25 protein-coding genes and 2 pseudogenes are annotated in these 20,448 nt (G+C 35.7%); 6 read left to right on the forward strand and 21 right to left on the reverse strand.

The window, feature by feature from the left end; translation table 11 throughout:
• Window positions 1-188, forward strand: a pseudogene (locus BTHG_RS27255) (nucleotidyltransferase); the annotation flags it as partial.
• A gap of 36 nt (window positions 189-224) precedes the next feature.
• Here BTHG_RS27255 and BTHG_RS04265 read toward each other — a convergent pair.
• Window positions 225-1,250 (reverse strand): SepM family pheromone-processing serine protease, encoded by a 1,026-nt coding sequence (locus BTHG_RS04265; protein WP_010282713.1) that lies wholly within the window; start codon window positions 1,248-1,250, stop codon window positions 225-227.
• A complete protein-coding gene (locus tag BTHG_RS04270; protein ID WP_010282715.1) occupies window positions 1,237-2,037 on the reverse strand; it encodes a patatin-like phospholipase family protein in 801 nt (266 codons plus the stop codon). The genes BTHG_RS04265 and BTHG_RS04270 overlap by 14 nt, the downstream gene beginning before the upstream one ends.
• 291 nt (window positions 2,038-2,328) lie before the next feature.
• On the opposite strand from BTHG_RS04270, the gene ylbJ reads away from it, so the two are divergent.
• Entirely contained in the window at window positions 2,329-3,552 is a 1,224-nt protein-coding gene (gene ylbJ, locus BTHG_RS04275) for a sporulation integral membrane protein YlbJ (RefSeq protein WP_010282717.1), read from the forward strand.
• Here the strand turns inward: ylbJ and coaD are convergent.
• Window positions 3,549-4,040, reverse strand: coding sequence for a pantetheine-phosphate adenylyltransferase (gene coaD / locus BTHG_RS04280; protein WP_010282719.1), 492 nt, complete (start codon window positions 4,038-4,040; stop codon window positions 3,549-3,551). The two genes, ylbJ and coaD, sit on opposite strands and share 4 nt — an antisense overlap.
• 2 nt (window positions 4,041-4,042) lie before the next feature.
• Window positions 4,043-4,612 (reverse strand): 16S rRNA (guanine(966)-N(2))-methyltransferase RsmD, encoded by a 570-nt coding sequence (gene rsmD / locus BTHG_RS04285; protein ID WP_010282722.1) that lies wholly within the window; start codon window positions 4,610-4,612, stop codon window positions 4,043-4,045.
• Window positions 4,613-5,021: 409 nt separating this feature from the next.
• On the opposite strand from rsmD, the gene BTHG_RS04290 reads away from it, so the two are divergent.
• On the forward strand, window positions 5,022-5,411 hold the full coding sequence (locus tag BTHG_RS04290) for a DUF7147 family protein (protein ID WP_010282725.1): 390 nt from the start codon (window positions 5,022-5,024) through the stop codon (window positions 5,409-5,411).
• Between the two features lie 48 nt (window positions 5,412-5,459).
• Here BTHG_RS04290 and BTHG_RS24225 read toward each other — a convergent pair.
• The 5 genes and pseudogenes from BTHG_RS24225 to ylbD all read right to left on the reverse strand — a co-directional run bounded on the left by BTHG_RS24225 (window position 5,460) and on the right by ylbD (window position 7,489).
• Window positions 5,460-5,734 (reverse strand): annotated as a pseudogene (locus tag BTHG_RS24225) (YlbG family protein).
• A 111-nt stretch (window positions 5,735-5,845) separates the two neighbouring features.
• Window positions 5,846-6,289 carry a YlbF family regulator gene (locus tag BTHG_RS04300; protein ID WP_010282729.1) on the reverse strand — a complete coding sequence of 148 codons (444 nt, stop codon included), beginning with the start codon at window positions 6,287-6,289 and terminating at the stop codon, window positions 5,846-5,848.
• 62 nt (window positions 6,290-6,351) lie between these two features.
• The gene (locus BTHG_RS24230) at window positions 6,352-6,753 is read right to left on the reverse strand and encodes a hypothetical protein (protein WP_010282733.1); all 402 of its coding nucleotides are present in this window, start codon (window positions 6,751-6,753) and stop codon (window positions 6,352-6,354) included.
• Between the two features lie 88 nt (window positions 6,754-6,841).
• The gene (locus BTHG_RS04310) at window positions 6,842-7,081 is read right to left on the reverse strand and encodes a YlbE-like family protein (RefSeq protein WP_010282736.1); all 240 of its coding nucleotides are present in this window, start codon (window positions 7,079-7,081) and stop codon (window positions 6,842-6,844) included.
• Between the two features lie 18 nt (window positions 7,082-7,099).
• On the reverse strand, window positions 7,100-7,489 hold the full coding sequence (gene ylbD / locus BTHG_RS04315) for a YlbD family protein (RefSeq protein WP_010282738.1): 390 nt from the start codon (window positions 7,487-7,489) through the stop codon (window positions 7,100-7,102).
• Between the two features lie 143 nt (window positions 7,490-7,632).
• Here ylbD and BTHG_RS04320 point away from each other — a divergent pair, with 143 nt between their 5' ends.
• The gene (locus BTHG_RS04320; RefSeq protein ID WP_010282740.1) at window positions 7,633-8,139 is read left to right on the forward strand and encodes a PaaI family thioesterase; all 507 of its coding nucleotides are present in this window, start codon (window positions 7,633-7,635) and stop codon (window positions 8,137-8,139) included.
• A gap of 38 nt (window positions 8,140-8,177) precedes the next feature.
• On the opposite strand, the gene BTHG_RS04325 is transcribed toward BTHG_RS04320, so the two are convergent.
• The 3 genes from BTHG_RS04325 to safA form a co-directional block, all read right to left on the reverse strand.
• Window positions 8,178-9,248, reverse strand: coding sequence for a CAP domain-containing protein (locus BTHG_RS04325; protein WP_232284417.1), 1,071 nt, complete (start codon window positions 9,246-9,248; stop codon window positions 8,178-8,180).
• A gap of 105 nt (window positions 9,249-9,353) precedes the next feature.
• On the reverse strand, window positions 9,354-9,779 hold the full coding sequence (locus BTHG_RS04330) for a CBS domain-containing protein (protein WP_010282744.1): 426 nt from the start codon (window positions 9,777-9,779) through the stop codon (window positions 9,354-9,356).
• Window positions 9,780-9,813: 34 nt separating this feature from the next.
• Window positions 9,814-10,431 (reverse strand): SafA/ExsA family spore coat assembly protein, encoded by a 618-nt coding sequence (safA, locus tag BTHG_RS04335; RefSeq protein ID WP_010282747.1) that lies wholly within the window; start codon window positions 10,429-10,431, stop codon window positions 9,814-9,816.
• 246 nt (window positions 10,432-10,677) lie between these two features.
• Between safA and BTHG_RS04340 the strand changes: the two genes are divergently transcribed.
• A complete protein-coding gene (locus BTHG_RS04340; RefSeq protein ID WP_010282751.1) occupies window positions 10,678-11,046 on the forward strand; it encodes a YugN family protein in 369 nt (122 codons plus the stop codon).
• A 41-nt stretch (window positions 11,047-11,087) separates the two neighbouring features.
• On the opposite strand, the gene BTHG_RS04345 is transcribed toward BTHG_RS04340, so the two are convergent.
• The 9 genes from BTHG_RS04345 to cyoE all read right to left on the reverse strand — a co-directional run bounded on the left by BTHG_RS04345 (window position 11,088) and on the right by cyoE (window position 18,712).
• Window positions 11,088-11,450 carry an Asp23/Gls24 family envelope stress response protein gene (locus tag BTHG_RS04345; RefSeq protein ID WP_010282755.1) on the reverse strand — a complete coding sequence of 121 codons (363 nt, stop codon included), beginning with the start codon at window positions 11,448-11,450 and terminating at the stop codon, window positions 11,088-11,090.
• Between the two features lie 112 nt (window positions 11,451-11,562).
• Window positions 11,563-12,072: a GNAT family N-acetyltransferase gene (locus BTHG_RS04350; RefSeq protein WP_010282759.1), complete on the reverse strand. Its 510-nt coding sequence runs from the start codon at window positions 12,070-12,072 to the stop codon at window positions 11,563-11,565.
• Window positions 12,073-12,204: 132 nt separating this feature from the next.
• Window positions 12,205-12,666 carry a DUF420 domain-containing protein gene (locus tag BTHG_RS04355; RefSeq protein ID WP_010282762.1) on the reverse strand — a complete coding sequence of 154 codons (462 nt, stop codon included), beginning with the start codon at window positions 12,664-12,666 and terminating at the stop codon, window positions 12,205-12,207.
• 24 nt (window positions 12,667-12,690) lie between these two features.
• Window positions 12,691-13,596, reverse strand: coding sequence for a cytochrome c oxidase assembly factor CtaG (ctaG, locus tag BTHG_RS04360; protein ID WP_026021683.1), 906 nt, complete (start codon window positions 13,594-13,596; stop codon window positions 12,691-12,693).
• Between the two features lie 165 nt (window positions 13,597-13,761).
• Window positions 13,762-14,088 carry a cytochrome c oxidase subunit IVB gene (ctaF, locus tag BTHG_RS04365; RefSeq protein WP_010282766.1) on the reverse strand — a complete coding sequence of 109 codons (327 nt, stop codon included), beginning with the start codon at window positions 14,086-14,088 and terminating at the stop codon, window positions 13,762-13,764.
• A gap of 4 nt (window positions 14,089-14,092) precedes the next feature.
• Complete coding sequence (locus BTHG_RS04370; protein WP_010282769.1) at window positions 14,093-14,713, reverse strand: cytochrome (ubi)quinol oxidase subunit III; 621 nt, start codon at window positions 14,711-14,713, stop codon at window positions 14,093-14,095.
• Complete coding sequence (ctaD, locus tag BTHG_RS04375) at window positions 14,713-16,587, reverse strand: cytochrome c oxidase subunit I (RefSeq protein ID WP_010282770.1); 1,875 nt, start codon at window positions 16,585-16,587, stop codon at window positions 14,713-14,715. The genes BTHG_RS04370 and ctaD overlap by 1 nt, the downstream gene beginning before the upstream one ends.
• Window positions 16,588-16,619: 32 nt before the next feature.
• Window positions 16,620-17,696: a cytochrome c oxidase subunit II gene (coxB, locus tag BTHG_RS04380; RefSeq protein WP_010282773.1), complete on the reverse strand. Its 1,077-nt coding sequence runs from the start codon at window positions 17,694-17,696 to the stop codon at window positions 16,620-16,622.
• A 116-nt stretch (window positions 17,697-17,812) separates the two neighbouring features.
• On the reverse strand, window positions 17,813-18,712 hold the full coding sequence (gene cyoE / locus BTHG_RS04385; protein ID WP_026021684.1) for a heme o synthase: 900 nt from the start codon (window positions 18,710-18,712) through the stop codon (window positions 17,813-17,815).
• Between the two features lie 701 nt (window positions 18,713-19,413).
• Here cyoE and BTHG_RS04390 point away from each other — a divergent pair.
• Window positions 19,414-20,391 carry a COX15/CtaA family protein gene (locus tag BTHG_RS04390; protein ID WP_010282777.1) on the forward strand — a complete coding sequence of 326 codons (978 nt, stop codon included), beginning with the start codon at window positions 19,414-19,416 and terminating at the stop codon, window positions 20,389-20,391.
• The last annotated feature ends 57 nt before the right edge of the window (window positions 20,392-20,448 follow it).

The raw sequence follows: 20,448 nt of genomic DNA on the forward strand, positions 1-20,448 counted from the left end.
AAAAGGATGTCAAACTTCCTATTATCACAAAAACAGCTGGGTTTTCGGACGAACTCTTTGCTCTTGATTTGAAGGCTACCCAAACGTATTTAGCTATTTTTCCTGAACCTCTACGCTCCTCCCTACTACGACAGGAATACGCTACCCCACCAATTAGATATAATGAAGAACAAAAAATTTTCTTGTAAAAAGGAACAGCCGCACAATGGGCGGCTGTTCTTCACTCATTTATTCTCATCAAGATTCTCTAAATAATGGAGTGCATCTTCAAAAGTGTCAACAGGTACGATTTTCATATTAGTCTTAATATCTTTTGCAGTTTCTAATGCTTGTTGATAATCAGAGTCTGCTGCACCATTTTCATTTGGAGCAAAGAAGATTTCAACATTCGAATTATCTGCAGCGACAATTTTTTGACCAATTCCACCAATTGGTCCGACCTCACCTTTAGGATTCATAGTTCCTGTACCCGCAATACGCAATCCATGTGTTAAATCTTTTTCTGTTAACTGGTTATAAATTTCTAGTGTAAACATGAGACCAGCTGAGGGACCGCCGATCTTTTTCGTATCAATTTCGATTTTTGGATCTGTCACCACTTCAATATCTGTAATTAATTCGATTCCAATTCCAATTTTGTCTGGACTTTTTGGAAATGGAGCAAGTGGGACGGTCACCGTTTTCTCTTCACCATTTCGATCAATTGAAATGTTTATACGATCATTTTCTTTTTTATCAGCTACATATTTCATAAATTCCGTATGTTCTTCCACTTTCTTTCCATCTACTGCAAATATTCGATCGCCTGCTTTTAATTCTTTCTCTGCAGGCATTCCCTCAACGATTCCCATAATGTATATTCCATGGTTTTTAACAGTTATAGGCTTATTCGCATATTTATAAGCAACCGAAATGGCAGATTCCTGTGAATCCTCCATATAATACAACTGGCGATTGGTATATTCTTCATCACTTTCATTGTCCCGTCGTACATGATTAATCGGCAAAATTTCATGGTACTTATGGAACTTAGCCCACAAATAACTAAAGATATTGGCTTGACCCATGCGAATTGTCGTTAACATGAATTCCCCTTCATCTTCAAAGCCATTTTCAACATTAATGATTGGATCAAGCTCTGTCGCCATTCCCGGTTTTGTTACGTAATATGGGAGTTGGATAAATGTGCCTAGAATGGCCAGGATTACACCGATTAATAGGGCTTTTAAATATGCTTTATTTCTCTTCATTCATTGCAGACTCCTTCCACTTTGCAATTGCCTCCAGGATCTTAGGAAGTTGCTTTCTCGTTTCCTCTTCCCCAATTTTGATAATGTCCTCAATATTTGTGAAAGCACGAGAGCTATAATGTCCAACATGTGGTCGAATCATTACATCAGATGAATTTTCTCCATACTTTACTAGCTCTTTTTGCATAATATCAATACTCTGCAAGATGACGTCAAATATTGAAGTAATTTCTTCATTTATTTTAACATGTGAAACGTCTACCGCAATAACGATATCTGCCCCCATCTCTTTAGCCACCGAAATTGGAACCCGATCAATCACACCACCGTCTACGAGAATGCGACCATCGATTTTTTCCGGAACAAAAATTCCAGGGATAGCTATGCTTGCTCGGACTGCGTCCGCGACAGGCCCATGACGAAACACAACTTTTTCACCTGTTAATAAATCTGTTGCAACAATCCCAATTGGAATATCCAGTTGTTCTATATTCTTACCGTGTGTAAAAACACGGATTAATTCCTTCACTCTTTTACCAGCAATGAAACCCATTTTTGGAACTGTAAAATCTAAATAGTACTTACGCTTAAAGGCAAGTGCAAGTTTATACATTCGTTCAATATCTAAACCAGCTCCATAAAAACATGCAACTAATGAGCCCATGCTCGAACCTGCGATGAGACTGATTGGAATCTTTTCTTCCAATAGAACTTTAATGACTCCCAAATGAGCAAATCCTCTCGCTCCACCAGAGCCAAGTGCTAACCCAATTATAGGCTCATCCATAAAAATCATCCCCTAACTATCATTCTTTTCCAGTGTTTTCGTTTTTTTATATCAGTATATGAAAAAAGAAATGAAAACTTGTACATTCTTTTGGTCTAAACTTACCACCTATACACGTATATTTTATAAAGGATGTACAAACCATTGATTGAAATTTAATAAATCTTTACACTCAATCAATCACTGGCAGAACTCAGAAAGAAGATTATGAAAATTGTGGGCTCTCTTATTCTATCACTCAAATGATCTACCTGTATAGAAAAGAAGACTTCTGTAGGAGGAGTACCATTGATGCGTTCTAGATTTAAAACAGTAACAATTGCAGCAGGAATTTCTTTACTAACGATTGCGCTTATTTATTTTCCAAGGGAATCACTTGAAGCTTCAAGGGTTGGTTTGGAAATGTGGTGGAAAATTGTCTTTCCTTCCTTACTCCCATTCTTAATTATTTCAGAGTTATTAATTGGATTTGGTGTTGTTAAATTTATCGGTGTCTTATTTGAACCATTAATGAGGCCACTTTTTCGAGTGCCAGGTGTGGGTGGTTTTGCTTGGGCAATGGGTATGGCCTCAGGGTTTCCAGCTGGTGCAAAGTTGGCAGCAAGGCTCAGACAAGAGGGACAAATAACACGGATTGAAGGTGAAAGACTCGTTTCCTTTGCAAATGCTTCAAATCCTCTTTTTATATTTGCTGCTATTTCTGTAGGATTTTTTGAAAATCCTGGCTTAGGAATCGTCCTTGCTGTAAGTCATTATGTTGGGAATTTTTGCGTCGGTTTAATTATGAGATTCCATGGTAAAAAGGATGATGAACATACACCTAAAGATGAAGAGAAAAAGAGTATCATTTTCAAAGCTTTACAGGAACTTCATCGTACAAGAATTAGTGAAAAAAGACCATTTGGGCAATTATTAGGTGACGCGGTTACTACCTCGATTCATACCTTGCTAATGATTGGTGGATTTATCATTCTCTTTTCAGTTTTTAATAAACTCCTATCATTAATTAATTTTATCGCTATTATAGGTGCGGGCTTGTCACTATTTTTAAACCTGTTTCAATTGCCTTCAGAATTAAGCATCCCGCTTATTTCCGGAATATTTGAAATTACAACAGGCTCTATGATGACCAGTGAACTTGAGCAGATTGATTTACTACCTAAAGTTATTGCGGTTAGTTTTATTCTTGGATTTTGTGGGCTTTCTGTTCAAGCACAGGTTGCGAGTATTTTGGCAGAAACAGACGTAAGCTTTAAGCCCTTTTTTATTGCTCGAATAATACACGGCTTTATTGCAGGTTTCATCACATTCCTCTTATGGAATCCACTATACTTAAAAAATGCCGGATCTCAGGAAACACTTGGAGTCATCTCTTCATTCATTCCAGAGCAGACACCAGTTTGGATAGAAAAAGTATGGAATGGATTATTAACTCATGGGCCACTTTTTACTATATTTTCTTTACTATGTTATATTCTCGTATATTCCAGCAAGTTAAAAAGCCCCCGCACTTAATGTGTGGGGCTTTTAAATTTCTTCTTAAGCGCCAATTCAACTGGCTTTGGTACAAGCTCCGAAATCTCTCCATGATATTTGGCAGCTTCCTTTACAATGCTCGAGCTTAAAAAAGAATATTGATTATTTGTCATCATAAAAAAGGTTTCAATTTCTTCATTTAATATCCGATTCATGGATGTTATTTGCATTTCATACTCAAAATCAGATACTGCACGAAGTCCACGTAAAATCGCATTTGCGTTTTTTTGGCTTGCATAATCCATCAATAGACCTTGAAAGGATTCAACTTCAATATTATGTAGATCCTTTGTACTTTCCTGTAAAAGTTCAATTCTTTCCTCTACGGTAAACAAAGGTTTTTTAGAAGAATTATTTAGCACACACACATAAATTTTATCAAAAACTTTTGCCCCTCGTTTAATGATATCAAGATGGCCATTTGTAACGGGATCAAAGCTTCCTGGGCATACTGCTATTCTTGTCATTTCTATTCCCCTTCCGACCCATCTTTATATGTAAATATGGATACCCCTATAATTCCATACACTTCATGGCGAACCATGGTAAGGTCGCCGATTGTTTTATCGAGCAAAACTGCTGAATCATGCTCAGCAACAATAAAACCATCTTTCGTTAATAACTGATGTTCACCTATTTTTTCTATAATTTCTGTAAGTTTTTGCTGTTTGTAGGGTGGATCTAAAAAGACTAACTGAAATTGGATATCGCGTTTAACAATAGCCTTTAACGCCCTCAATGCATCATTACGATATACTTCTGCTTGATCCTCAAGACGACATATTTCTAAATTTCCTTTTATGGTTTGAATCGCTTTTTGATCTCGGTCAACAAAAATTACCTTATTAATTCCACGGCTTAATGCCTCGATTCCAAGTCCTCCACTTCCACCAAATAAATCAAGTCCATTCCCTCCATCAAAATAAGGACCTATAATATTAAAAATGGCTTCCTTGACCTTATCTGTTGTTGGTCTTGTGGACATTCCTGGCACCGCTTTCAAGTGAAGACCTTTCTTCGAACCAGATACAACTCTCACTGCTATCACCACTGTCTATGTAAAATGAATAACATAATCCTACCATAAACGACATCGTTTGTTAATGAGTAACGAAAAAATAGAGCACCTAAGAAAGAAAAAAATTTTTCTTAGATAATAAAATTACGTGACATCATGTATACACAATTTTCAATTGGTCATAATTAGTAATAACAACATCATTCGAGGATGTTGTTGCCAACCGCGGAGAAGACTTACGTTTCCCCATAAGTTCTTCCTCCGGTTTCTCCTCTCCCTTTGCCTTCTTCCATGTGAACGGTAACAAAAAACATGGAATGGAAGGACCCTGCAGGTAGTTTGCAGGGTTTTTTTATTTCAGTTTGTTTGTTAGTTATATTCTTTTCATGTTACAGTATACTTGGAAAATATGAAACGAGGGGAAATATGAATGATACAACGTTTTATTGAGCTAGGTGAAGGATATTCAGATATTTATGAGCTTCTTGAGCTAGCAAGGGGAAATAAAAATCGAATCTCTAGGCTTTTTGCATTTCATACAACAATAAACAACCAACAAGTTACCTCTTTGGCTGTTGCATTACAGCCGACTAATCCAGGTGACTTTCAAGCAATCTATATTTGCAGGGAAGGGATTCCAAACCCTGAAATTAAACCTAATAAACGATACTCTTTATTTGTTGAGGAAGCAAATGAACTTGAGTTGCCTATTATCACTCTTGATGTAAAGCCGTCTACGATATTTAATGAAAAAGAACTCTATTACCAATATCTAATCGGTATTTTGCGAATGAATCGCTATATACCACCTATGAAATAATGACCATAAAAAAGCTTATCAAAAGCAAAATTGCTTTTGGTAAGCTTTTTATAATCCAATCTTATAATCGTATTCCTTCGCACGATCTGGTTTTTATTTTCGAATTCAATCTTTAAAAATGGTTTATATGATGGCTCTACCCTTTTCACAAAGGCAAGAGAGTTTAACTTTTCTACGATTGAATCTGTATTTTCCATATCATTATAAAGGACTACGTATTTTAGTCGTTTGGACACATAATGAATATTGCCAAATTTACGCAGCATTTTTGAATGTTTTAGCGAATGAAGCCAAACGATAATTCCTTGGCGTTGTCCAATCATAGTGTTTTCTCCTTATTTCGATAACTTATTTTATAGTGTAGCATAATGAGTTAAAATTTTACAATATGAAATAAAGTAGAAAACTTATTTATTTCAGAATATAATTTACTCTTACTTACAACCACATGCTCCGCCGCTTCCACATCCGCCACCACAGCTAGAAATGGAATCAAAATAAGGATTGCCCGTTGGTACCTTAATATGTGTTGATACTGCTCCGCCTAACAATACGCTTATTTCATCTAGTACTTTTTGAATATTGTCTTCAGCCTTTTTAAAATCAGCAATTGTTTCATGAAGATCAAGTTTTCTTTTTAATTCTCTTGTCTCTTTAGAGACGGTTCGAAAGTCAGGATGGTATTTCCCAAATCGTTGTACCTCTTCATACTTTTCCTTCAAGATTTGAAATTCAGCAATCAGTTTCTGTGCTTCTTTATCGTTTTGTAATGTATATAAACAGCTTCGGTATTCCTCCGCAATTTCTGAATGTAGTATCATTGATGACAAGCTTTGAGCCTTATCAAGGATTTCAACTCTTTCAATTGTAGCTATCAAAATAAACACCTCCACATTCACTATACCACGATTTTTTCCAAATCGCATCTTCCGAAGTTTTGTTAATTTATTTGAACATGTATCGTTTGTTCTAGAGGGTAATTTGTCAAATCATTATGAACCACCTGAATTTTAAGGGTATGTTCACCCTTTGAAAGTCCCTTAATAATAAATGCGGCAGTAGAAATTTTTTCCGTTCTCTTCCCATCAATTAATACATGTAGATGACCCTCACCATCCTTTTTAATGCCACCACTTTTTTTAAATATAAAATTTGGAATGATACACTCCATGTAAACATCATTCCCTCTTACGTGGTGTACTACTTGAATCGTTCGACCTGATGGAATAGTTCTATTTTCACGAAAAGAGGTTGGCTGATTTAAATCTGCCAAGACAACATTAACAGATAGATGTAAGAATAAATAACCTAATAAAATAAGGGACAAAGCCAACTTGTACATCTTTCCCACTCCTTTTTCCTAGTTTTTCCTATAGCCCTTTAAATATCCTATATAAAAAAGGAGCAACTCCTAAAGAATTGCTCCTGATTTAATCACTTTGTCTCATGCCCTGGTACATTTGAAGCATGAAAGAGGCCATTTCTAATGACTGGTTGAGTTTTTGTACCTTATGTGGAATAGTCTGTTTATAATATACCTTTGCCTCATTTTCAAGGATTTGAAAAGCTCTTGGATGTCGAGATAATTTTCGGTACCAAATTGGATTTTGACGAACAAACGTATGAAGATGTTTTTTTGTTTTGAGATATTCATATGTTTCTTGTCGCATGATACTCTCCCTTCTCACCTAATCTTTACGAAAGGCAAAAGGATGATTAGGCCTGTTTGAAGGCCGCGAGTTATTCGACTTTTCTTCTCCACGAAACTGATGAATAACCGCTTGAATCGTCGAGATAGCTTCACCTACGTGTGAAATTTGTTGCTGTAAATTATTCATATCTGCATTTTTAAAAGTTGAAAAAATTTTACCGATAAAATCTTTGTTACCACTTTCTTCTGTTTTATTGTCTTTATCTTTGAATTTCTTCCACTTCTCATCTTCCTCACCAAGTAAAAACCAGTCTTCATACACATCCTGCCAAGTATACGTTCCTTTTCGAACTTCTTGGACCAAGATAGGATGTTTTTTCACAAAGTCCTTAAACTCTTGGATGGATGGATGTAGTTGTTTTCCCATATCAATCACCTCAATTTCATACGATTGCCTACTATAGTTTATCTAGAATAAAATGATTTGTTCGCCCATTTTACATTGCAATAATCATACGTATATTGGTAAAATGTAAATAGTACAAATATTTTGGATTTGAGGTAAATTTCATGGAAAATCGTATACTACAAAAGTTACAAACATTTTTCCTAGAAGCAAACGATGAGGAAAGACAAGCATTAGAACACGTAATCGATGCAGTAATTCGTAAACAAATGAAACAAAATGGTTCCTACATTGGCGGCTTATTGCAAACAAATCGCAGCGTCATTGATGATCAAACCTATGAAATTACCATTCCAAATACTGAGCTCATACAAAACCCATTACAAATCGTCCATGGTGGTATTACAGCAACTTTACTTGATTCTGCAATGGGTTCAGTTGTTCACCATGTGCTTCCAAAAGATAAGGCAGCCGTTACAACTGAGATGAAGATAAATTATGTAGCTCCAGGAATCGGTAAAGAATTTCGCTGTGTTGCACAAATAATCCATAAAGGAACCAAAATATGTGTAACCGAAGGTAGGGTATTCCGTGATGATGGAACATTAATCGCTCATGCTACAGGTAGTTTCTTTATCATTAACCGCCCGGAACAAAATAATCATAAGTAAGCAATACATTGTCTTGTATTGCTTATTTCTTTCATTCGTTACTCCCATTTTTGTATAAAGTTTTGGGTGTAATATTTTTCATAAACCCCCACCCCAAGATAGTTGTACTCCTCGTTTAACAGAGTTTCTCGATGACCTTCACTATTGAGCCAACCTTCTACTGCTGCAATTCCATCTACATATTTAGCTGCAATGTTTTCTCCCGCTAGTTGAAAGTTGATGTCTCCACTTGCAAGTCGTTCCGCCAGTCCACCTTTAGTCGGTGAATTATGATCAAAATAATCATTCATTCTCATATCCTTACTATGTAAATATGCTACCTTTGCTAGTTTTTCGTCTTCTTTAAGTGAATGAAGTCCATGCCTTATGCGAATTACATTGGTTAAATCTAAGATTTGAGCTTTGTTTCCATCTTCAATTTCCTTCCATTCCGTTCTAGAAACCTCTTTAGCTGAGAGCAGTTCGCCACGATAGGCTAATTCATAAGGACGAAGTTTGATTAATGTTTTCCCATCTAAAAAACGAATACTCGATATTTTATTTGTAAATGTATCCACATATAGTTGTACAAAGACATTTCCCATGGCAATCAAAGGTCTCGCCATCATTTCATCATCGGTTAACTCAAATCGGTAAGGATTTTTATTAACATTTAACGAAATCTTTGGCTTCAGTAACCCTTTTGAATGTAGGTCTACTATAGGCTGTCCAATTTCAAATGGTTCGACAAGAACATCATTACCTGTTCCAAAAACAGTAACAACTCTATCATTTTCGATACCAACTTGGATATAATTGTGAGGATTCGTATTATACACCCACCACTCATAATCATAGGATGAGGGGTCAATTCGGTTGGGGTCACCTAATTTCGCCCTTATTTCGGAACTTTTCATGCCAATGAATGAATATAGCCCTTTAAACTGATGATCCTCATTTTGAAAGGGTATATTCACACTTTTTGAACTTGAAAGGCTTGAAAACGCAGCATTGTGATCAACGATTCCATTCATATCATCTGTTCTTCCATACTTAATAGAAATATAATAAATGCTAGAAGCTAAAAGTAAGATAGTAACAGCAATCTTAGCTAATTTCAGAAGAACCACTTCCTAACATCGAAGTATTTCTACCATGTATATTAAAATAATGCTAGATTTATGCTATTTTTGGAGAAAAAAATAAACAGGCACCACAGTGGGTACCTGTTTATTTTAGTGAAGTTGGTCTTGCTCAGAAATATCACTTAATGCTTCTCCAGCATGGTCATCAGACATTTTATTTGTTGCCAAATCACCTAATGAAACAATCCCAACCAATTGATCATTTTCTACGACAGGTAAACGTCTTATTTGATGTTTAGCCATTAATATTGACGCTTCCTCAAGAGACGTATCAGGAGAACAAGTGATAAGGTTTTCACTCATCACATTTGTCACTTGACTAGAGCCCGATCTTTTTTCCGCATACCCTCTGACAACTAAATCTCGATCAGTAATCATTCCTATCAATTTTTTATCTTCTAGAATAGGAATGGCGCCAACATCTAGATCTTTCATTTTTACTGCAACTTCATAAACATTATCAAGGGGTGTACAATACTCTATATCAGTACTCATTACATCACGAACAAATTCCATTGTATCCTCCTTTTTGAACACTCACTTTTTAATCTTATTTACCAATAAACATTTGGGTCCAGTAATATCTTTTTGAACCACCTTCAGCATACCCTACACCAATATGTGTAACATCTCGCTTTAGAATATTTGCACGGTGTCCAGGGCTATTCATCCATGCATTTACAACTTCCTGTGGTGTTCTTTGGCCAGCTGCAATATTTTCAGCGGCTGTACGATATGAAATACCAAAGTTTCGCATCATCGTAAAAGGTGACCCATATGTTGGTGAAGTATGGTCAAAATAGTTCCTATCTCTCATATCAACGGATTTGTAACGTGCTACTCGTGACAGCTCCCAATCCGTCTTTAATGCAGGCAAGCCATACTTGGCCCGCTGTTGATTTGTTAATGAAATCACCTGATTTTCAATGCTTTTTACATTATTCAGGATCGGTATAGTTACCTTTTGACCTGGATAAATGAGATTTGGGTTTTTAAACTGTGGGTTTGCTGAAATAATTTCTGACAAACCAACCTGATATCTCACTGCAATCTTCCATAACGAATCTCCTCGTTGAACGGTGTATGTAGTCGTACCTTGTCCATTTGCAATCATTGGACTACTTAATACAAATAACAAACTTGTAATGATGAAAAGTATCTTTTTCATCTAGACCCTCCTTTCCATGTTAGTTTGACCAAATAATTCAATCAAATGCGTCTTTCATATTTGCAGTCAGATTTTTTTAGGAGGAGGCTTTACCTTTATTCTTTAAAATAAAGGTAAATTTCACATTAAATAATTTTTATTTTTGGTGACATATTAATGTCAAACGTTGCAACTTGTATCTTTTCGTACTATTATTATACTGAGAACATATAAATCGTTGGTTGACGGTTTCTGGAGGGATTTTACATGAAATTTGAAAATACGGGGATTGAAAACGTAACAATCGAATTACCAAGATTAACTGACATAATGAGATCAGAAGGATTTATTCTGGCCGGTCAGTGGGACTATGAAAGAATTACATACGACCGCAAGTTTGAAATTAAGGGTGATATTTACTACCTACGCGTTCAAGGTTATGCGGTTGAAGGGATTATCGAAGAAAATGCAACAGATGCAGTAATTAAACTACTTACTCCATTTGTTGGTAAATACTACTACCCACATGGGGTTGAATATGGTGAAGATGAAGTTTTCCCAAATTCACTGGTAGAGCAATGCAATCGCATACTTGCAAAAGTAAAAGAGCAAATTGATGCAGTAGTTAATGCATAAGAAAGCACAAAAAAAGGAACAGTCAATGCTGTTCCCTTTTTTTACGTTGTAGCAAGCGCTTGAGTATTGGTTAGTCCTTCAACTTTAATTGTAAGACTTGTGAGACTGATGTCAGTCATCGTTTTTATTTCATGCAAAATTGCAGCCTGCAATTGTTCACAGGTCTTTTTTATTTCTAAACCGTACTCAATAGCAATTTTAACCTCAAGTGAAATGTCTTCCTCTTCCTCAATGACAGTTATTCCACTTTTGTGGAAATTCCGATTCAAAATGCCTGTGACCCCGTCCTTAAAGCCTGATACAATAGTTACTCCTTCCATTTCCTCAGCACAAATCGAAGCAATCATTGCTAATACATCATTTTTAATAAATAGAGAGCCATTTTCTAAGGATTTTCTAACCAACCCAACCACACTCCTTCACATTTTTAAAGCTACCATGGTTACTCTACCTTATGCATTAAGAGATGAATTGGGCACTAGTCTATAAAAATCTTTTCATTGGGAGTATACTTTATCAAATCACTTTACGCAGTTCCCACGTTAAAAACCTACCATCCTTCTTCGTACATCTCATCCCAAGTTTTTCAAATAGGCGAATCGATTGATAATTGCTGTCACTACACTCCATCAGAACCTTTTTTGCATCAGATTGTGTAACAAGCCAATCAATTAAAGCATCAACAGCCTCATATGTTAAACTAGTCTTTTGATAATCACGGTTCATCGTATACGTCAATTGGACATTTCCTTTCTTATCCGGTTTCCCTTGAAGATAAATATCCCCAATAATTCGTTTGTCAGCATAATTAATGATTAGCCATAATCCCCACCCATAATGACTTTCATCCTTCTCAAGCTTTTCTATATAAAACGGAAGTATACCTGTTATTAATGGAGATGGCCAGTTTTGTGGAATCGTTATAGGTGATCGTTTTTCAAGTTCTTTGCGATGAAAAACTAATGACTTGGCAATATCCAAAGAACATGGAACCAATAATAAGTTTTCTGTAAAGATCTCAATCATCCTTAACACTCCCCTCTAACGAATAATAAATTCAAATTATTTATGTGAAAAAAATTACAAAATAAAAAGGTGCTCTAGAACATTGTATTCTAGAACACCTTATACATATTACAAACAAAAAATCAGGGGAAGCTAAAAACCTAAGATTGCTTTTATCATAGAGGTAGTTTCCCCGCCCTTATAAAAAACATATAACAAGAAATAAACTGCAACACCCGTTATGGCAGAAAAAAACCAAATAATACTGGTAATCGGTCCAAGCTTACGATGCTTCGCAATTTTATTTTTGTAGCCAAGATATAATGTAACCACTCCAAATATCGCACCTACAGTAGCCAAGAAGATATGAAAGATTAGGAAAATCGTGTAGTACATTTTAACATCATCTGGCCCACCAAACGAGGTGTTTCCAATAAAAATCGTTCTAGACATATAAATAATGAAGAATAACAATGCAAAAATAGCTGCCGTCTTCATTGCTTTTTTATGGGCATCAATTTTTTTCTGTTTTATCAAGTACCAACCGATAGCAACAGTAACTGCACTTAACATGATAAAGGTGGTGCTCAGTGTAGGCAGAATCGGTAAATTCATGTTTAACCTCTCTCACAATTTTCTTTAATTTGTTTGTGGTTTAAGTAATTGCTCATCTAGTAGCTTTTCGTCTTCTCGTTCTTTACGAACCCATTCAAAGAATACTTTTCCTAGTAGAATCGCATACACAAACTCTTGAATAATTTTCATAATGACACCGCCAGTACGTTGATCTTCAAGCGGCGGCATAAAGTTGAACATCTCTGGGCCAGTAAGATTAATACTGGCTAGCGTAGAAGCTGGTACACAAAGTTCAAGAGCATTCATCCATGATCCAAGCTCTGTATATGTTGCATACATTGCTGTATCTGAAAAAATAATGAGGGCACATGCAGGAGTTAATAACATACCATCAGCAAAAATATACCCCACTTTTTTAAGGCCACTTAATGTGTTCCACTCTTCTAATTTATTGATTAATGGCCACCACATAAAGAAGGCAGCAATAAAAATAACAATTGTCGTCGTAGCATGAATGAAAACATTTGTTTTGACGAAATCAAATATAAGTGGAATATGATATAAAGAAAATGACCCGTTAAATAAAACTAACGCAATTAATGGCTTGGTAAAAAAATTAAAAATCGGCTTAATTATTCTAGCATTAATAATCTTTCTCCATAACCAATTGGGCACACCCAAAATAAAGAATACCGGTACGATAAGATATAGAACAGCCATTTGTGTCATATGAGCAGTCATGGTCATATGACCTAAAAGGTCAAGCGGGCTTCCTTTACAAAAATACAAGATGATAATCCCTATTACAAATTGAATCTTTGTTTTAAATGACGTAGGTTCAGAATGAGAAAACCGATGTCTCCATGGACCGACAATCATAAAATATAGGATTGTGACGATTAAAAGTGAAACTAAAAAATAGGGACTCCATAATGCCCGAAAACCAAAGATATCGATAGACATCTCCATCTCACCCCTTATAGTAATATAAACAATATACACATACTATTAATTATACCCTTAGGGAAATAGGCATGCAAACAAACCATTTATGAACATTTCGTGTCATAAGGGGTAACAAGCAAGCGCTAGACAATAAAAAAAGCCGGCTTTTACACCGACTTTCTTCGAGACTTACCACCAAATGATTGTCATAAAGCATAAGACTGTGAGAGCAGCAATTAATACTCCTGAAAATAGGAACATTTTTGGTGCTTCATGTCCTTTATGATTCATGTGCATAAAGTAATACAATTGTAGGATAACCTGAATCACAGCTAGAAGTATAATAAATGGTACAACGAACCAAGGTGAAAATTTTTCAGATCCTACTGCTACAAAGGCAATGATAGTAAGGAAAATCATGAGAGCAAAAGAAATGACATGGTGCTTCATTTCTTCCGCACTTTTTCTTCTGCGATAGGCTAAATCAACATTCGTGTTATTAGTATTGTTTGACATGTGTTTATCCCACCATTCCCATTAGATATACAACAGTAAAGATGAACACCCATACTACGTCAATAAAGTGCCAGTAAAGGCTAAAGACATAAAACTTAGGTGCATTATATAAATCTAATCCACGGTTTGCATTACGAATCATAATTGTAAGAGCCCAACATAATCCGAATAATACGTGAGCACCGTGAGTTCCAACAAGCAAATAGAATGCAGAACCAAATGCACTACTTGTAATTGTATGGCCAAGATGTACATAGTGTTTAAACTCGTAGATTTCAAAGCCAAGGAAAGCTGCACCAAGTAGTACTGTTAAACCTAACCAAAGTTGCATTTTCTTGAAGTTAAAGTTCTTCATATGGTACATTGCGTAAACACTTGTTAATGAACTTGTTAAAAGAATCATCGTCATTGTAAAAGCAAGTGGTATTTCAAACAAATCTTGTGTAGATGGTCCAGTACCATTGCTTTTATTTAATGCCAAATAGGTTGCAAAAAGTGAAGCGAATAGAACGGTTTCTCCGCCAAGGAAGAGCCAAAAACCAATAAATTTATTTTTTCCTTCAAGGGTCGCTTTCTCAGGCTCTGCAGGAAACGTTTCAGCTGTTAATTTTTCTTCCACATGCATTATGCCTCAACCCCTTTCTTGTCATCGTCATCCATTAATTCTGCTTTATGAATATGGTATCCATGGTCATCAATGATCGAACGTAAGAACATCGAACCAAAAGTAATAATTCCTCCAATGATGATAACTGGAGTTGACCAACTTGCTCCATCTGGATGGTGTAAGAAACCAAATGCTGCAACAAATAATCCTAGAGAAATCAAGAAAGGTAAGAAAGAGCTATTTGGCATATGAATGTCTCCTAGTGGTTCTGCTGGAGTCATTTCCTTTTTACCTTGCATTTTTTCTACCCAGAATGCATCCAAGCCACGCACTAATGGTAACTGTTTAAAGTTATAGTACGGTGGTGGTGAAGCAATCGCCCACTCAAGTGTACGTCCATCACCCCATGCATCAGCTTCTGCTTTTTCTCCTTTAATAGACGTGATTACCACATTAAAGAGAAGAACAATTACACCTAGTGCCATAAATGCAGCACCGATTGAACTGATTAAGTTTCCAAGTTCCCAACCATGGTTTGGTAAGAATGTGAATACACGACGTGGCATTCCCATTAGACCTAGGAAGTGTTGGATAAAGAAAGTTAAATGGAAACCAATTAAGAATAACCAAAAAGTTACTTTTCCAAGAGTATCGTTCAACATTTTACCAAATATTTTTGGCCACCAGTAATGAGTACCGGCAAATACTGCTAATACAACCCCACCAACGATTACGTAGTGGAAGTGAGCAACTACGAAATAAGAATCATGATATTGATAGTCTGCAGGAGCAGAAGCTAACATAACTCCTGTAACTCCACCCATGATAAAAGATGGAATAAATGCAGCTGCATATAACATCGGTGTTGTAAATTTCAGTGAACCGCCCCACATCGTGAAGAGCCAGTTAAAGATTTTAATTCCAGTCGGTACTGCAATTGCCATTGTAGCAACTGCGAAAATAGCATTTGCAATTGGTCCTAATCCAGTTGTAAACATGTGGTGAGCCCACACCATGAATCCTAAGAAACCAATTAAAACCGTAGCAAATACCATTGAAGAATATCCGAATAATCTCTTTCTGGAGAATGTAGAAAAAATCTCAGAGAAAATACCGAACGCTGGGAGAATTAAGATATACACTTCTGGGTGACCGAAAATCCAGAATAAATGCTCCCAAATGATTGTGTTTCCGCCCATTGATGGAACGAAGAACGCTGTACCAAAGATACGGTCAAACATCATTAATAGTAACCCTACAGTTAATGGAGGGAACGCAAATAAAATTAATGCTGATGCTACAAACGTAGTCCATGAAAATAATGGCATACGCATATATGTCATGCCAGGTGCTCTCATTGTGATAATAGTCGCTAAGAAGTTAATACCACCAATTAGAGTACCAATACCAGAAATTTGAAGACCAAGTACATAGAAATCAATCCCATGACCTTCAGAATGTAATGCAAGTGATGCATAAGATGTCCAGCCTGCATCAGGTGCCCCACCCATAAACCAACTTAAGTTTAGGAAAACTCCTCCAAAGAAGAATAACCAAAAACCTAAAGCATTTACAAATGGGAATGCAACGTCACGTGCACCAATTTGAAGTGGCATGACGGCATTCATAAAACCTAATAATAGTGGCATTGCTGCCAAGAAAATCATTGTTGTACCATGCATTGTAATAATTTCATTGAAAAATCCAGCTGTTACAAAGTTATTATCTGGTACAGCAAGTTGAATACGAATGATGAGTGCTTCAATTCCTCCTAGTAGGAAGAAGAATCCGCCTGCTATTAGATAAAGTTTAGCAATTTTTTTATGGTCAACCGTAGTTAAATAATCCCATATAGTAGCGCCAAACCCTTTTTTCTGAGCTACAGTACTCACAATGTGACCTCCTTATTCCAAAATGTGTTACATTATTCTTCGACTTTAAGACCCATTAGATATTCAGCTAACGCATCTAAATCTTGGTCAGATAAACCTTTATTATCATAAGTTCCTGACATTTTGTTTCCTGGTTTAATGGTTTCAGGATCCTTCAACCATTTCTTAAGGTTGTCTTCGCTAAATTCCAATTTACCCGCGATACTTGGGCGATCCCCGAAATTAGCTAAGTTTGGTGCGGTCGGACGCTTTTCACCTGGGTTAATAGCATGACAAGAAATACAGCTATTTGAAGTAAATAATTCTTCCCCAGCTTTTGCTAGATCATTAGCAGGTACATGTTCTGCATCCTTAGCTGCAACCATGTTGTCCACCCACTGGTCAAACTCGGCACGTGGTAGTGGTTTTACTTTGAAATCCATTAAAGCATGTGAAGGACCACAAAGTTCAGCACATTTACCAAAGAATAAGCCACCAGCATCTTCTGTTTTTCCACCGTCAAACTCTAACCAGAATTTGTTTGTGTTATCGGTGTTGGTATCTAGTTTTCCACCAACAGCTGGAATCCAGAATGAGTGCTTAACATCATTTGAAATAAGTTCAAAATATACTTTTTCATCAGTAGGAACGACTAACTCCTGTGCTGTTACAACACCTTGATCAGGGTATTCAAATTCCCACCAATATAAATTTGCAGTTACTTTTACTACTACTGCATCTTCATCTCTTGTATCTGCTTCCATTGCTTTTACATCAGCTAATTTAAAAGTAGCAGATACAGTTGGAACTGCTAATACTAAAAGTAAAAGAATCGGGATAACAGTCCAAATGATTTCTAAAGTGTGATTTCCTTCAACTTGCTTAGGAATCTTGTTTTCATCACCTTTTTTACGTCTAAATTTAACTAAGGCGATTATAAAAATAACTGTAACGATTGCAATAACGATTACCATGATCAATGTCGCAAGAATCATTAAATCGTATTGCATTTTTGCAACTTCCCCTGCTGGAGTAAGTGCAGATACGAATGGTTCCCCACACCCTGCTAACAGTAGCGCCATGAAACTAAATAGTGTGATCAACCGCACATTTGGCAGCCATTTTTTCATAGCTTCATCAAACCCCTCTTTCAAAAAATATTTTACTACTATCTTTTAATAAAGATTTAAAAGATATTAAATTCCCCTATATAATATAGAAGAATTATGTATATTTTGAAACCCACTTACACTAATGTAACGATAATCATTGTTACAAACATAATCGTTAAGTAGTTAAGTGAGTAAACAAACATCAGTTTTGCCCATCTAATATCATCTTTCATTTTAAATCCCCTAATACCTAAGATTAACCATCCGATATTTAGGAGGGTTGCAATTAAAACGAACAGGGCCCCTAAAGAAAACATGTAAAACGGTAATGGAAGTAAACAAAGCACCCAAATGACAATTTGTCTCTTTGTCATAGCAAAGCCGTGTACAACTGGTAACATTGGAACTCCAGCAGCACGGTATTCCTCCACTCGTCTCATTGCAAGCGCTAAAAAGTGTGGTGGTTGCCAGATAAACATAATCAAAAACAAAAGCCAAGCTATTAAATGCAAGTTTTGGTCAACCGCTGCCCAACCAATCAATGGAGGGACGGCACCTGATATACTTCCTATTACGGTATTAATTGTATATCGACGTTTTGACCATACAGTATATAGAAAAATATATGAAAAAACACCAATTAAACCAATTACTGCAGCCGTTACTGTTGTTAGAAGTAAAAATCCTGTTCCTATTAGTATGAGTATTAAACCCATTCCCAAAACATACTTTGGAGTAATTCTACCAGTTACAGTAGGTCGTACTTTAGTACGTTCCATTACATGATCAATATCTCGATCATAGTAATTATTAATCGCGCAGGATCCAGCAATTACCAATGCAGAACCTAAAAGTGTATAGATAACAACATCGATTTCCTGCAAAAAGCCTTTACCTGTAAAAAACAGTGCGAGCCACAGACCAGTAAAGGTAGTTATTAAATTGGAGTTAACGATACCAATTTTAATTAACGAAAGAAAATCCTTATACACTGTGGTTTTATATTCGGAATCATGTACGTTTTCATTCCGCATTTTTTCATCTGTACCGAGTACAGACCTTGTCGTCGTCATTGAGAAGCCTCCTTAATTTTACTAAGCCATACTTTCAAATACATCACATCGTATTGCTTACAGCAATCTTATCAGCCTCATTGTTTATGTATTTTAAGTAAATTTCACATTTTGGTATGTTATATCCATTTTGTACTAATTTCAGTATTAAAAAACGCAATTATAGAAATAAAGCGTTTTCGAGTCAGTAGGTATGTAAATAAGTACAACTTAAAAATGTTACCAAGGTTATTATCTTGTAGATATTATAAATTATATTAAAAAATACCCTTTCTGTATATTAAATCACATTTTTTAGTTTTTTTGTGAACATTTCGTTAATAATTTATGACTATTTTGTGACCGATTCCTGTCAATGAAACCGCTATATAATTACTATTTACACTATAATAATAGTGTTAACCTTAAGTTTTTAGGGACCTGTCGAAATGTAAATCATTCCCCCTATCTATTTCTAGCAAACTCATTCATATTATTCAACCTTTTTTACTACAATAATAAAATTTTTTTCAATTTCAAGTGGGTTGTAAAGAATTCGTAAATTGTGTAATATCGAAAAGAGTGTTCCTTTGAATTTTATCTATTATTTAGATAAGATGAACATTGTAGAAATGTATTTAGATAAAAAAATATATTGTTTTATAAGTAAGAAGGTGATTTTTTTGAGCCGTTTATTAAAATGGTTATCGGTTTTAACTACAATCGGTATGCTATTTGTGCTAATCGGTGGTGCACTTGTCACAAAAACTGAATCGGGTGCTGGATGCGGCGCTTCTTGGCCACTTTGTAATGGACAGGTAATTCCAGATGAAATAACCTTTGAATTAGTAATTGAATTAAGTCATAGGGTCGTTTCTGGAGTGGTAGGGATCTTAGTTTTAGTTTTATCAATTTGGGCTTGGAAAGCAATTGGTCATATTAGGGAAACGAAATTTTTAGCATTTATATCATTCTTTTTCTTAGTGTTACAAGGACTAATTGGAGCTGCGGCTGTTTTATGGGGACAATCAGATGTTGTACTGGCCCTTCATTTTGGAATATCACTCATCTCCTTTGCTTCCGTATTGCTGTTAACTTTGCTCATTTTTGAAGTCGATAAAAAATTTGATGCCGATTCACTTGTGATAGATAAAAAGCTTCGAATGCAATTTTATGCTTTAACCATTTATAGTTTAGTTGTTGTGTATTCTGGAGCTTTAGTAAGACATGTAGGTGCCTCACTTGCTTGTCCTGATTGGCCAGTATGTACATACAACAATATTGGTCTCCCTACACAAATGCACGAATGGGTTCAAATGGGACACAGAGCTTTAGCTGGTGGATTATTTATTTGGGTATTATTGCTTGCTATTCAGATTATTAAGCATTATAAGCATGAAAAAGTTCTGTATCATGGGTGGATGATTGCTCTCGGCTTAGTTTCGGTTCAAGTAATATCAGGAGCTGTTATTATTTTCTCAGAAGTAAATCTATTTATCGCACTTGCACATGCTTTATTTATTGCTTGCTTATTTGGAGTCTTTAGTTACTTTATTCTATTATCTTCAAGAAGCAAGAAAAACGAAATGGCATTAAAAACAGAATCTGAAAATGCTAATGAAGAAACAATTAACCCAAATCAAACTGTACCAATTCAATAAAACAATTAAATCCGAGGGTAATCCCTCGGATTTTTTTCATAAAAGTGAGCCCCAAAG

It is taken from the genome of Bacillus timonensis (genome assembly GCF_000285535.1).
GTDB classification, from domain to species: domain Bacteria; phylum Bacillota; class Bacilli; order Bacillales; family Bacillaceae_L; genus Ferdinandcohnia; species Ferdinandcohnia timonensis.

Bases quoted from the DNA above. Each gene is read 5' to 3' on its own strand.
- BTHG_RS04265 (WP_010282713.1), bottom strand. From the start codon at position 1,250: ATGAAGAGAAATAAAGCATATTTAAAAGCCCTATTAATCGGTGTAATC.
- BTHG_RS04270 (WP_010282715.1), bottom strand. From the start codon at position 2,037: ATGGATGAGCCTATAATTGGGTTAGCACTTGGCTCTGGTGGAGCGAGA.
- ylbJ (WP_010282717.1), top strand. From the start codon at position 2,329: ATGCGTTCTAGATTTAAAACAGTAACAATTGCAGCAGGAATTTCTTTA.
- coaD (WP_010282719.1), bottom strand. From the start codon at position 4,040: ATGACAAGAATAGCAGTATGCCCAGGAAGCTTTGATCCCGTTACAAAT.
- BTHG_RS04290 (WP_010282725.1), top strand. From the start codon at position 5,022: ATGATACAACGTTTTATTGAGCTAGGTGAAGGATATTCAGATATTTAT.
- BTHG_RS24230 (WP_010282733.1), bottom strand. From the start codon at position 6,753: ATGTACAAGTTGGCTTTGTCCCTTATTTTATTAGGTTATTTATTCTTA.
- BTHG_RS04310 (WP_010282736.1), bottom strand. From the start codon at position 7,081: ATGCGACAAGAAACATATGAATATCTCAAAACAAAAAAACATCTTCAT.
- ylbD (WP_010282738.1), bottom strand. From the start codon at position 7,489: ATGGGAAAACAACTACATCCATCCATCCAAGAGTTTAAGGACTTTGTG.
- BTHG_RS04320 (WP_010282740.1), top strand. From the start codon at position 7,633: ATGGAAAATCGTATACTACAAAAGTTACAAACATTTTTCCTAGAAGCA.
- BTHG_RS04330 (WP_010282744.1), bottom strand. From the start codon at position 9,779: ATGGAATTTGTTCGTGATGTAATGAGTACTGATATAGAGTATTGTACA.
- safA (WP_010282747.1), bottom strand. From the start codon at position 10,431: ATGAAAAAGATACTTTTCATCATTACAAGTTTGTTATTTGTATTAAGT.
- BTHG_RS04340 (WP_010282751.1), top strand. From the start codon at position 10,678: ATGAAATTTGAAAATACGGGGATTGAAAACGTAACAATCGAATTACCA.
- BTHG_RS04350 (WP_010282759.1), bottom strand. From the start codon at position 12,072: ATGATTGAGATCTTTACAGAAAACTTATTATTGGTTCCATGTTCTTTG.
- BTHG_RS04355 (WP_010282762.1), bottom strand. From the start codon at position 12,666: ATGAATTTACCGATTCTGCCTACACTGAGCACCACCTTTATCATGTTA.
- ctaG (WP_026021683.1), bottom strand. From the start codon at position 13,596: ATGGAGATGTCTATCGATATCTTTGGTTTTCGGGCATTATGGAGTCCC.
- ctaF (WP_010282766.1), bottom strand. From the start codon at position 14,088: ATGTCAAACAATACTAATAACACGAATGTTGATTTAGCCTATCGCAGA.
- BTHG_RS04370 (WP_010282769.1), bottom strand. From the start codon at position 14,713: ATGCATGTGGAAGAAAAATTAACAGCTGAAACGTTTCCTGCAGAGCCT.
- coxB (WP_010282773.1), bottom strand. From the start codon at position 17,696: ATGAAAAAATGGCTGCCAAATGTGCGGTTGATCACACTATTTAGTTTC.
- cyoE (WP_026021684.1), bottom strand. From the start codon at position 18,712: ATGCGGAATGAAAACGTACATGATTCCGAATATAAAACCACAGTGTAT.